The following is a 12,041-nucleotide window of genomic DNA, read 5'->3' on the forward strand; positions in this document are numbered from 1 at the left end:
ATGCTGATATTAACCAATGCAACCGGCGTGCAGCTCGACCCCGCCAGCGTACAGTACGGTATCGATATCGCCATTGAAGGGGCGTTGATCAAAGAGGTGGGGCAAGGGTTGGCGGCCAAATATCCCCAGGCGGAAGTGCGCAATATGCACGGCAAATGGGTGATGCCAGGGATTGTGTGCGCCCACAACCATTTCTACTCCGGGTTATCACGCGGGATTATGGCCAACATCGCGCCCAGCCCGGACTTTATCTCCACGCTGAAGAACCTGTGGTGGCGGTTGGATCGGGCGCTGGATGAGGAATCGCTGTATTACAGCGGTCTGATCTGCTCGTTGGAAGCCATCAAGAGCGGCTGTACGGCGGTGATCGATCACCACGCCTCGCCCAACTTTATCGCCGGTTCGCTGAAAACCCTGCGCGCAGGCTTTATCGAGACCGGGCTGCGCGGCATGACCTGTTTTGAAACCACCGATCGCAACGGCGGGGAGCGCGAACTGCGGGCTGGCGTGGAGGAGAATATTGCTTTTGCCCAGTTGATCGACGTCGCCAAAAAAGCCGGTAAGGAGCCTTACCTGGTGGAGGCGCATATTGGCGCTCACGCACCGTTCACGGTTTCTGATGCCGGGTTGGAGATGCTGCAAGCGGCGGTTAAAAGTACCGGCCGTGGTCTGCATATCCACGCCGCCGAGGACAGCTATGACGTATCCCATAGCCACGACAAATATGGCAAGGATCTGATCGAGCGCCTGGCGCAATACGACCTGATCGGGTCAAAAACGTTGGTCGCCCACGGTCTGTATCTGTCTGCAGCGGACATCGAACTGATCAACCAGCAGGATGCCTTCCTGGTGCACAACGCCCGCTCCAATATGAACAACCACGTGGGCTATAACCATCAGCTGGCGCAGTACCGCAACCTGGCGCTCGGCACCGACGGCATCGGCTCAGACATGTTTGAAGAGCTGAAGTTTGCCTTCTTTAAACACCGTGATGCGGGCGGGCCGTTGTGGCCGGATAGCTTTGCCCGCTTCCTGGCCAAGGGGAATCAACTGCTGGCGCGCAACTTTGGCGCCAACTTCGGCTGCCTGGCCGCCGGTTACAAAGCGGATCTGACCATCTGCGACTACCCGTCACCCACGCCGCTGGCGGCGCAGAATATCGGCGGGCACCTGGCCTTCGGCATGGGGGCTGGCAGCGTCAACAGCGTGATGGTGGAAGGCCGCATGGTCTATCAGGATCGCCAGTTCCCGTTCGATGTGGAACCGATCTACGCCGAGGCGCGCAAGGTAGCGGCCAAGCTGTGGCAGCGTATGGATACCTTGAAGTAAACCGGTCGCCGCCCTGCGAACACCGGGGCGGCTGACATTGATGAGGGTGCAACATGATTGAGCAATTCTATCGGCCAGGATCGGTACAGCAGGCGCTAGAGCTAAAACGCCAGTTCCAGCAGGATGCCGTCTATTTCGCTGGCGGCAGCAAACTAAACGCCACACCCACTAAAACACGGCAAAAGATTGCCATCGGGCTGTCGCAGCTGGGGCTGGATCAGGTGAGCTGGCAGCAGGGGGCATTGCATATCGGTGCCACCATTACCTTACAGCGTTTAATGGATACCCAGCTTATCCCGCAGGCCCTGCGTGAGGCGCTGGGTTTTGTCTATTCCCGCCATATTCGCAATCAGGCCACGCTGGGTGGTGAAGTCGTTTCGGCAACGAAAGATTCGGTGCTGCTGCCGGTGCTGCTGGCATTGAGTGCCCAGGTGGTGGTGGGCAGCGGCAAGACGACGGCGCTGGAAGACTATCCGCTGTGCGGCGGCAGTGAATTACTGCTGGCGGTGATACTGCCGGAGCCTTACCGTACCTGCGCTACCCGTAAAATTGCCCGTTCAGCGGCGGGGTTGCCGGTGGTGACTGCGGCGGTATCCCGCGATGCGCAGGCGAAGATTCGTATCGCCTTGAGCGGTGTGATGGCTCCTGGCCGCCTGCGTGATGCAGAGAACAGTGGTCTGAGTGGCCCGGCATTGGAGCCGGCAGTGGCGCAGATGATATCTCCGCCAGACGACATCTGTGGCAGCCGCGCCTATAAGCGCTATATCACCGGTGTGGTGGTGGCAGACCTGTTGGCGGCTTGCCAGGCATCAGGGGAGAAAGCATGATGAATATTCGCTTTACGCTTAACGGCATCCCGCAGGAGATGCAGTGCCAACCCGGCGAAAACGTCCAGCAACTGCTGTTTACGTTGGGAATGCATTCGGTCCGCAATAGCGATGACGGCTTCGGCTTTGCCGGTTCGGACGCGATCCTGCTCAACGGTGTGGTGGTCAACGCCTCGTTGCTGATCGCCGCCCAGTTGGATAATGGCGCGGTGACCACGGCCGAAGCGCTGGGGAGCTGGAACCAGCTCAGCCTGGTGCAACAGGCAATGGTGGACGTGGGGATCGTCCAGTCCGGCTATAACGATGCGGCGGCGGCGCTGATCCTGACGGATCTGTTGGCCCGCATTGAGGAACCAACGCGCGCGCAAATAGACGATGCGCTGTCAGGCTTGTTCAGCCGTGATGCCGGTTATCAGCAGTTCTATCAGGTCGTAGCGCTGGCGGTGGCTCGCCGTAACGATCCTGAATTCCAGTCGCTCGCGGCTCCCGAATTCCGCAGCGATCTGAACGTGGTCGGTAAGCTGTGTCCTAAGGTGGACGCGGCGAAAATGGTACAGGCCAAGCCTTGTTATGTGGAAGACCGCGTGGCCCGCAATGCCTGCATCATCAAGATGCTGCGCAGCCCGCATCCTCATGCCTTGATCACACATCTGGACGTCAGCAAAGCCGAAGCGTTGCCAGGGGTGGTGCATGTGATCACCTATCGCAATTGCCCGGATATCTATTACACCCCCGGTGGGCAGAGCGCGCCAGAACCTTCACCTCTAGATCGTCGGATGTTTGGCCAAAAGCTGCGCCACGTGGGTGACCGGGTGGCGGCGGTTGTGGCCGAGAGCGAAGAGATTGCGTTGGCCGCGCTGGCGTTGATCGATGTCGAATATCAAGTGCTTAAACCGGTGATGTCGATCGATGAGGCGATGGCGGAAGGGGCACCGCTGGTACACGACGAACCGATTGTTTACGTCCACGGCGCACCGGAGGACCTGGCCGAGCAGAACCAGGGTAGCGCAGAGCGTGGCACCGAGCATGTGACGATCAATTTCCCGATTGGTGCCAAACCCCACAGCAATATTGCCGCCGCGGTACATGGACGCATTGGCAACGTGGATCAAGGTTTTGCCGAGGCGGACGTGGTGCTGGAGCGCACCTACGAATCCAAACAGGTGCAGCAGTGCCCGGCGGAAATGCACGTCTGTTACACCTACATGGACGGCGATCGGCTGGTGATCCACGCGTCAACCCAGGTGCCTTGGCACCTGCGCCGCCAGGTCGCCAGGATCGTCGGGCTCAAGCAGCATAAAGTGCACGTGATCAAAGAGCGGGTCGGCGGCGGTTTTGGCTCCAAGCAGGATATCCTGTTGGAAGAAGTGTGTGCCTGGGCAACCTGCGTAACCGGCCGTGCGGTTTATTTCCACTACACCCGCGAAGAAGAGTTCATCAGCAACACCTCACGCCACGTGGCCAAGGTGCGGGTGAAGATTGGTGCGAAAAAAGATGGCCGCCTGACGGCAATCGATATGAACTTCCTGGCCAATACCGGCCCTTATGGCAACCATGCGCTAACGGTGCCCAGCAACGGCCCGGCGCTGTCGCTGCCGCTCTATCCCTGCGATAACGTCAATTTCCAGGTGACCACCTTTTACAGCAACATCTGCCCAAACGGGGCTTATCAGGGGTACGGTGCGCCAAAAGGCAACTTCGCCCTGACCATGATCCTGGCGGAAATGGCGGAAAAACTGCAGATGGATCCGCTGGAAATCATCGAGCGTAATCGGGTAGTTGAAGGGCAAGAGTTGAAAATCCTCGGGGCGATTGGCGAAGGAAAAATGCCGACTTCGGTGCCAAGTGCCGCCAGCTGTGCGCTGGAGCCGATTTTGCGCAAAGGGCGTGAGCTGATCCAGTGGAGCTCACCGAAAATCAGTCAGGGAGACTGGCAGATTGGCCGTGGCGTGGCCATTATCATGCAAAAATCCGGTATTCCGGATATCGATCAGGCCAACTGCATGATCAAGCTCGAGTCGGACGGCACCTTTATCGTGCATTCCGGCGGGGCAGATATCGGTACCGGGCTGGATACGGTCGTGGGCAAACTGGCGGCGGAAGTGCTGTGCTGCCCGTTCTCCGAGGTACATGTGATCTCCGGCGATACCGATCATGCCCTGTTTGATAAAGGGGCCTACGCCTCTTCCGGCACCTGCTTCTCCGGCAATGCGGCGAAGAATGCGGCGGAAAATCTCAGGAAAAAAATCCTGTTCCACGGCGCGCAGATGCTGGGTGAGCCAGAAAGCGACGTCACGCTGGTGGTTCCAGGCGTGGTGCGCGGTAAACAGGGCGAAGTGACGTTCGCCCAGATTGCCCATAAGGCAGAAACGGGCACCGGCTTTGGCACCCTGGTGGCCACCGCCAGCTATATCTCCTCTGACTTTGCCTTCCCGTTTGGCGCCAACTTTGCCGAAGTGGCGGTCAATGTGCGCAGCGGGGAGATCCGGTTGGACAAGTTTTATGCCTTGCTCGATTGCGGCACCCCAGTTAACCCGGAGCTGGCGCTGGGGCAAATCTACGGGGCTTCAATGCGCGCCATCGGCCACAGCATGACGGAAGAGATTATCTATGACAGCCAAGGCTCGCCGATCACTCGTGATTTGCAAAGCTATGGCGCACCGAAGATTGGTGATATCCCGTTGGATTTCCAGGCGTTCCTGGTGCCCAGCGACGATCGGGTGGGGCCATATGGGGCCAAGTCGATCTCCGAGATTGGTGTCAATGGCGCGGCCCCGGCCATCGCTATGGCAATCCACGATGCCTGTGGAGTTTGGCTGCGCGAATGGCATTTCACCCCTGAGAAGATTTTGAGGGGGTTAAATAAGCTGTCAGCGTAGACTCTGTAATAAGTCGTACCGGGATAGTGGCCAATTACGGTCATTATCCCGCTATACCTGCCGAGTTAAACCGGCGGCGGGTATAAACGATTCAATATATTAGCCAAAGGCTAATCTGTTATTGCCGCCATATATGAGCTCATCGCTCAGGCTAGCCCGTGGGATCAACATGGCGAAAGTGCAGGGCGTGGAGCTTATTGAATCAGATGATCAAATTTACTGGAATGGAGTAAAGAGATGTCTGATATGCCTACTTCAAATAACGACCTTATTTATCGGGTGGAAGATAAACCACCTTTCGACCAATGCATCGTGGGGGCAATCACCCATTTACTGGCTATTTTTGTGCCGATGGTGGCACCTGCACTGATCGTCGGCACCGCGCTGGGGTTGCCGCCGGACGTCACGGCCTATCTGGTATCGATGGCAATGATAGCCTCAGGGATTGGCACCTGGTTGCAGGTGAATCGCTATGGCCGCGTAGGCTCCGGATTATTGTCCATTCAATCGGTCAACTTTTCCTTTGTGACGGTAATGATCGCCTTGGGTAGCACAATGAAAGCCGATGGCCTGCATGTGGAAGCGATCATGTCCACGCTGCTGGGCATCTCTTTTGTTGGTGCATTCCTGGTGGTGGGCTCCTCGTTTATTTTGCCCTATCTGAAACGGGTGATCACGCCCACCGTGAGCGGCATTGTGGTGCTGATGATTGGCCTGAGCCTGATCAAGGTGGGCATTATCGATTTTGGCGGCGGTTATTCAGCGAAAAGCAGCGGCACCTTTGGCAACTACGAAAATATCGGTATCGGCCTGTTGGTGCTGCTGGTGGTGATCGGGTTTAACTGTTGCCAGAACGCATTATTGCGCATGGGGGGCATCGCCATCGGCTTGATTGTCGGTTATGTCGTGGCGTTGTGCCTGGGCATGGTGGATTTTTCGGTGATGCAAAACCTGCCGGTAATGACCGTTCCCGTTCCCTTTAAATACGGTTTCTCTTTCGATCTGCATGCCTTCCTGGTGGCTGGCATCATCTATCTGCTCAGCGTGTTGGAGGCGGTCGGCAGTATCACCGCTACCGCAATAGTGTCCGAGCAGCCCATCAAGGGGGATGAATATACCGCACGCCTGAGCGGTGGAGTGCTGGCCGATGGGCTGGTCTCGGTGATTGCCGCCATGCTGGGCTCGTTGCCACTGACGACATTTTCCCAGAATAACGGCGTGATCCAGATGACCGGCGTCGCCTCGCGCCATATCGGCAAATATATCGCCGTGATCCTGGTGGTGCTGGGGCTGTTTCCCGTCATTGGCCGCTTCTTTACCACTATCCCCGCACCAGTGCTGGGGGGCGCCATGACACTGATGTTCTCGATGATCGCCATCGCCGGGATACGCATCATTATCTCTGACGGTTTAAACCGTCGCGAAACCATCATCGTTGCCACCTCGCTGGGGCTGGGCCTTGGCGTCTCTTACGATCCGGAAGTGTTTCGTATTTTGCCCGAGTCGATTTATGTGCTGGTGGAAAACCCGATCTGCGCCGGTGGGCTCACGGCCATTTTCCTCAATTTGCTGATACCGCAAAACCCGCGTGAGAAACCTGACGCCGAGGAGGCCGAATTCGAGGTGGTTACAGCGGAAAAAAACACCGATTGAGATTGCTGACAAAGGTTACTTAGGGGCGCTGTATGCGGCGCCCGCCTGGCAATATCCGTTTTATGGCGACAAGGAATTTCAGTATGGAGCGTGAACAATCAATCAAGGCCGTGCGGGGCAGTTTTCTCGATATCACCCGCACTGTACAGCATCCGGAAGAAATCGAGGGCCATCTGCGCTTTATTAAAGACGGACTACTGATCATTCGTGATGGGCGAGTGGAGTGGTTTGGCGACTGGGAAGAGGGGCACCACCAGATCCCCGACAGCATCCGGGTACGCGACTACAGCGGTAAAATGATCGTGCCAGGGTTTGTCGACACCCATATTCACTATCCGCAGTGTGAAATGGTAGGAGCCTATGGCGAACAACTGCTGGACTGGCTGAACAAGCACACCTTCCCGGCGGAGAAGCGCTATAACGATCTGGAATACGCCCGCGAGATGTCGGCGTTTTTCATCAAGCAGCTGCTGCGTAATGGCACCACCACCGCGCTGGTGTTCGGCACCGTGCATCCCGAATCGGTAGAGGCGCTGTTTGAGTCGGCGCGCCATATCAATATGCGGATGATCGCCGGTAAGGTGATGATGGATCGCAACGCGCCCGATTACCTACTGGATACTCCAGAAAGCAGCTATAGCCAAACCAAGGCGCTGATTGAGCGCTGGCATAACAATGGCCGCCTGTTATACGCCATCACCCCGCGTTTTGCGCCAACCTCCTCACCGGAACAGCTGGAGATGGTGCAACGCCTGCGCCAGGAATACCCGGATGTTTACCTGCATACCCACCTGTCGGAAAACAAGGATGAAGTGGCTTGGGTGAAAGCCTTGTTCCCAGAGCGCAAAAGTTATCTCGATGTTTACCATCACTACGGCATGACCGGCAGAAAAAGCGTATTTGCCCACTGTGTGCATCTGGAAGACGCCGAGTGGGATTGTCTGCACCAAACCCAATCATCCATCGCCTTTTGCCCGACCTCCAACCTGTATCTCGGCAGCGGCCTGTTTAATTTGCCCAACGCCTGGCGGAAAAAGGTGCGGGTGGGGATGGGCACCGACATCGGCGCGGGCACCACCTTCAACATGCTGCAAACGTTGAACGAGGCATACAAAATCATGCAGCTGCAGGGCTACCGGCTCTCAGCGTATGAGGCGTTTTATCTGGCGACGTTGGGCGGGGCCGATGCCCTGGGGCTGGCGGACACCATTGGTAACTTCAACCTGGGGAAAGAGGCAGACTTTGTGGTGCTGGAGCCGACGGCCACGCCGCTGCAACAGTTGCGCTACGACAACTCAAAAACCTTGATGGATAAGCTGTTTGTCATGATGACGCTAGGGGATGACCGGTCGATCTATCGCACCTATGTCGATGGCCGGCTGGTGTATGAACGTACTTAAAACCACCGCACTGCAATTTGCCAGGATTGGCGTTACCCCCAGCGAGTGCCGTAACGGCAAGCCCGTGGGGTAGGTGAGTGTAAACTTTCAGAGGGCATTGATATGTCTAATAATTTATCGCAGGCGACGTCAGGAAAAGCGGCCAGCTCGCTAGACAGCTATTTCAAGATTAGCGAGCGGGGCAGCAGCGTACGGCAGGAAGTATTGGCAGGGTTGACCACCTTTTTGGCAATGGTCTATTCGGTGATCGTGGTGCCCGGCATGTTGGGCAAGGCGGGTTTCCCTCCTGCTGCGGTATTTGTCGCCACTTGCCTGGTTGCCGGTGTGGGGTCACTGGTGATGGGCCTGTGGGCTAACTTGCCGATGGCTATTGGCTGCGCCATCTCATTGACGGCGTTTACCGCTTTCAGCCTGGTGCTTGGCCAGCATATCAGCATCCCCGTTGCCCTGGGGGCGATCTTCCTGATGGGGCTGATATTCACCGCCATTTCCGTAACCGGGGTGCGCTCATGGATCCTGCGTAACCTACCGATGGGCATCGCGCATGGCACCGGGATTGGTATCGGCCTGTTCCTGCTGCTGATCGCTGCCAACGGTGTCGGTATGGTGATCAAAAACCCGCTGGACGGTTTGCCGGTGGCGCTGGGGTCGTTTGTGTCTTTCCCGGTGATGATGTCGCTGCTCGGCCTGGCGATGATCCTCGGGCTGGAGAAATTACGTGTGCCGGGCGGGATCTTATTGGTGATCATCGGTATTTCCGTTATCGGTCTAATTTTTGACCCTAATGTGAAATATCAGGGGCTGTTTGCGTTGCCCAGCCTCTCCGGGCCGGACGGTAGCTCGCTGATTTTCAGCCTGGATATCAAAGGGGCGTTGAATCCGGCGATACTGCCCAGCGTATTGGCATTAGTAATGACTGCTGTTTTTGACGCCACGGGCACCATCCGGGCGGTCGCCGGGCAGGCTAACCTGCTGGACAAGGATGGGCAGATTATCAACGGTGGCCGGGCGTTAACCGCCGACTCCATGAGCAGCATGTTCTCTGCGTTGGTTGGGGCCTCACCGGCTGCGGTGTATATCGAGTCTGCTGCGGGAACGGCTGCTGGCGGTAAAACCGGCATGACGGCGGCGGTGGTGGGCGTACTGTTCTTGCTGATCCTGTTCTTGTCACCGCTGTCTTATCTGGTCCCCGGCTATGCGACGGCACCGGCGCTGATGTATGTGGGCCTGCTGATGCTGAGCAACGTGGCCAAGCTGGACTTTGACGACTTTGTCGATGCCATGTCTGGCCTGGTGTGCGCGGTATTTATCGTGCTGACCTGTAACATTGTCACCGGCATTATGCTAGGCTTCAGCACGCTGGTGATTGGCCGCGTGTTCTCTCACGAGTGGCGCAAGCTGAATATTGGTACGGTGATAATCGCAGTGGCGCTAGTGGCATTCTATGCTGGCGGCTGGGCGATTTGATGGGGTAACCGAGCAGATTGCTGACCAACTTGCACTCGATGCTAAAGGTAGGGGCGCTGCATGCTGCGCCCACTATCAGCGTTCAACCTCGTTTTGCGAGTTGACTCCAGAGGTTGCACGTAGGTAATTTTAACCACGTTCAGCTTGTAGTAGGTTTTGCTCATGTTTTGTCCAGGATGACCGACATGAAAAAGCCTACCCCCACTCCACATGATGCGGTTTTTAAGCAGTTCCTCACCCATCCCGCCACCGCCCGCGACTTTCTGGAAATGCATTTGCCGCCAGATTTGCGGCAAAGTTGCGATCTGAATACGTTAAAGCTAGAGCCAGGTAGTTTTATCGAGCGCGACCTGCGTGCTTATTACTCCGATGTGCTTTACTCGCTGAAAACCGGTAAGGATGACGGCTATGTCTATGCTCTGATTGAGCACCAAAGTTCGCCCGACAAGCATATGGCATTCCGTTTGGTACGTTATGCCATTGCCGCAATGCAACGCCATCTTCAGGCGGGTCACGATCGGCTACCATTAGTTATCCCGATGCTCTTTTACCACGGGCAGATCACACCTTACCCGTATTCGATGAGTTGGCTTGAGGAGTTCAGTGACCCAGAATTGGCTAGGCAACTTTACGCGGGACATTTTCCTTTAGTTGACGTTACCGTCATTCCCGACGATGAGATCATGCAACACCGCCGTATGGCCATTCTGGAGCTGTTACAAAAACATGTGCGCCATCGCGATCTGTTCGAACTACAGGAACGACTGGTCACATTATTGTTGGCCGGATACACTACTAAAGAACAACTGATATCGTTGATTAACTATATGCTGCAGATGGGGAGTACGACCAAACCGGAGAGACTGCTCCGTGAATTGGCCAGACGCGCGCCGCAGCATGAGGAGGAATTGATGACTATTGCAGAATATCTCGAGCAGAAAGGTTTCGATAAAGGTATAGAGAAAGGTATAGAGAAAGGTATTGAGGAAGGGCGAAAGGAAGGGCGAGAAGCCATCTTGAAGATAGCGCTCTCCATGCTGGCTAAGGGCTTCGATCACGCTATGGTCATACAGCTGACCGGTCTTTCAGAAGAAGAGCTAGCGCAAATCCGCCACTAGCGTTTACCCGCGTTTCTCAACGCGGTATCTCCTCATCCAGCTGCTGCGCCTGCTCCACTGCCTTGACGATCGAGGTATAGCCGGTGCAGCGGCATAAATTCCCAGCCAGGCCGCGGCGGATCTCCTGCTCGGTAAGGCGGTGGCCGCGAAAACGTTCCACCATCGAGGTACTGGTCATCACCAGTCCCGGCGTACAAAAACCACACTGCACCGCCCCCACATTCACATAAGCCTGCTGTACGGCAGACAGTTTGCCCTGTTTCACCTCGCCCTCGGTGGTGCGGATGGTTTTGCCATCGGCCCAGAGCGCCAGATAAATACAGGTGTCCGTAGCGACATCGTCGATCAGTACGGTACAGGCACCACACTCGCCCACGCTGCACCCTTGTTTGACGCTGTTAAGCCCTTGCTGGCGCAGTAACTCCATCAGCGACAGGCGGGGATCGACCTCGAACTGATAGGGGCGGCCATTGATGGTGCAATTGATCAACATGATAACTCTCCTCCAGCACGTTGGGCCGCCTGGGCCAGCACGCGCTCTGCCAGCGTACGGATGATTTGCATACGGAACTCTTTACTGGCACGCCAGGATGAACGTGGCAGCACGTCACGTATGACCGCCTCACGCACGGCGGCGAGCGTTTGCGCATTGAATGGCTGACCCAGAGCTGCGGCCTCGGCATTTGGGGCACGGATCGGTGTTGGGGCCGCTACGCCAAAGGCGATTTTCACCGCGCTAAAGTGGCCATTTTCAATTTTGCAGGCCGCCGCGCAGCCGATGGTGGCAATATCCATCGCACCACGCATGGCGTATTTGTAATAGCTGGTACCAAAGTGCTGATAGTGCTGTGGCCTAAACAGCAACGCTACGGCGACCTCATTTTGCCCTAACGCGACTTTGCCTGGACCGGTGTGGAAACCTTGGATCGATGTACGGCGTAGCCCTGTGGGGGTAGCGATTTCCAGCTCGGCTTCCATCACCACACAGGGTGAGGCGGAATCGGCACTGGTGGCACCGTTACAGATATTCCCGCCCAGCGTGGCCATATTCCGCACCTGTGGCCCGGCGATTGTCGCGGCTGCCTCTGCCAGGATCGGGATATGGCGTTGCACCAACGGTGAATCGATAATCTGGCTAAAGGTGGTGCCACTGCCGATGCGCAGCGTGCCATCCGGCAGCAGCTCGATACCGTTCAGCTCGTTCAGGCCGTGAATATCCACCAGATGGCGATATTTGCCGTTCATATGATGGAGCTGGATCAGCACGTCGGTACCGCCAGCAATCAACCGGGCCTGCGGATCGGCGGCTAATTGCCGCACGGCATCGTCTATGCAGGTCGCCCGATAATAGTGCGCAATATCGTACAT

General features: G+C 56.7%; 9 protein-coding genes. 7 read left to right on the top strand and 2 right to left on the bottom strand.

The annotated features are described in order from the left end of the window. From ssnA to KGP16_RS10530, 7 genes are all read left to right on the top strand, one after another. Complete coding sequence (gene ssnA / locus KGP16_RS10500; RefSeq protein WP_094982323.1) at positions 1 to 1,329, top strand: putative aminohydrolase SsnA; 1,329 nt, start codon at positions 1 to 3, stop codon at positions 1,327 to 1,329. A gap of 53 nt (positions 1,330 to 1,382) precedes the next feature. Further along, a complete protein-coding gene (gene ygfM / locus KGP16_RS10505) occupies positions 1,383 to 2,156 on the top strand; it encodes a molybdopterin-dependent oxidoreductase FAD-binding subunit (protein WP_094982322.1) in 774 nt (257 codons plus the stop codon). Further along, the gene (locus KGP16_RS10510; protein ID WP_223501523.1) at positions 2,156 to 5,035 is read left to right on the top strand and encodes a molybdopterin-dependent oxidoreductase Mo/Fe-S-binding subunit; all 2,880 of its coding nucleotides are present in this window, start codon (positions 2,156 to 2,158) and stop codon (positions 5,033 to 5,035) included. Before ygfM ends, KGP16_RS10510 begins: the two co-directional genes overlap by 1 nt. 237 nt (positions 5,036 to 5,272) lie before the next feature. Further along, a complete protein-coding gene (locus KGP16_RS10515) occupies positions 5,273 to 6,688 on the top strand; it encodes a nucleobase:cation symporter-2 family protein (RefSeq protein ID WP_021804795.1) in 1,416 nt (471 codons plus the stop codon). Positions 6,689 to 6,771: 83 nt separating this feature from the next. Next, complete coding sequence (guaD, locus tag KGP16_RS10520) at positions 6,772 to 8,088, top strand: guanine deaminase (RefSeq protein ID WP_115158331.1); 1,317 nt, start codon at positions 6,772 to 6,774, stop codon at positions 8,086 to 8,088. Between the two features lie 102 nt (positions 8,089 to 8,190). After that, complete coding sequence (locus tag KGP16_RS10525) at positions 8,191 to 9,555, top strand: NCS2 family permease (RefSeq protein ID WP_223501299.1); 1,365 nt, start codon at positions 8,191 to 8,193, stop codon at positions 9,553 to 9,555. 176 nt (positions 9,556 to 9,731) lie between these two features. Continuing rightward, on the top strand, positions 9,732 to 10,673 hold the full coding sequence (locus KGP16_RS10530; protein WP_371822691.1) for an Rpn family recombination-promoting nuclease/putative transposase: 942 nt from the start codon (positions 9,732 to 9,734) through the stop codon (positions 10,671 to 10,673). Positions 10,674 to 10,689: 16 nt separating this feature from the next. Here KGP16_RS10530 and xdhC read toward each other — a convergent pair whose 3' ends face one another. Both xdhC and xdhB read right to left on the bottom strand, forming a co-directional pair. Beyond that, positions 10,690 to 11,166 carry a xanthine dehydrogenase iron sulfur-binding subunit XdhC gene (gene xdhC, locus KGP16_RS10535; RefSeq protein ID WP_021804789.1) on the bottom strand — a complete coding sequence of 159 codons (477 nt, stop codon included), beginning with the start codon at positions 11,164 to 11,166 and terminating at the stop codon, positions 10,690 to 10,692. Then, on the bottom strand, positions 11,160 to 12,041 hold the full coding sequence (gene xdhB, locus KGP16_RS10540; RefSeq protein ID WP_223501301.1) for a xanthine dehydrogenase FAD-binding subunit XdhB: 882 nt from the start codon (positions 12,039 to 12,041) through the stop codon (positions 11,160 to 11,162). The genes xdhC and xdhB overlap by 7 nt, the downstream gene beginning before the upstream one ends.

The organism is Serratia sp. JSRIV006 (assembly GCF_019968685.1).
GTDB lineage: Bacteria > Pseudomonadota > Gammaproteobacteria > Enterobacterales > Enterobacteriaceae > Chania > Chania fonticola_B.

Coding starts and splice junctions, on each gene's coding strand:
- ssnA (WP_094982323.1), top strand. CDS start 1: ATGCTGATATTAACCAATGCAACCGGCGTGCAGCTCGACCCCGCCAGC.
- ygfM (WP_094982322.1), top strand. CDS start 1,383: ATGATTGAGCAATTCTATCGGCCAGGATCGGTACAGCAGGCGCTAGAG.
- KGP16_RS10510 (WP_223501523.1), top strand. CDS start 2,156: ATGAATATTCGCTTTACGCTTAACGGCATCCCGCAGGAGATGCAGTGC.
- KGP16_RS10515 (WP_021804795.1), top strand. CDS start 5,273: ATGTCTGATATGCCTACTTCAAATAACGACCTTATTTATCGGGTGGAA.
- guaD (WP_115158331.1), top strand. CDS start 6,772: ATGGAGCGTGAACAATCAATCAAGGCCGTGCGGGGCAGTTTTCTCGAT.
- KGP16_RS10525 (WP_223501299.1), top strand. CDS start 8,191: ATGTCTAATAATTTATCGCAGGCGACGTCAGGAAAAGCGGCCAGCTCG.
- KGP16_RS10530 (WP_371822691.1), top strand. CDS start 9,732: ATGACCGACATGAAAAAGCCTACCCCCACTCCACATGATGCGGTTTTT.
- xdhC (WP_021804789.1), bottom strand. CDS start 11,166: ATGTTGATCAATTGCACCATCAATGGCCGCCCCTATCAGTTCGAGGTC.
- xdhB (WP_223501301.1), bottom strand. CDS start 12,041: ATGTACGATATTGCGCACTATTATCGGGCGACCTGCATAGACGATGCC.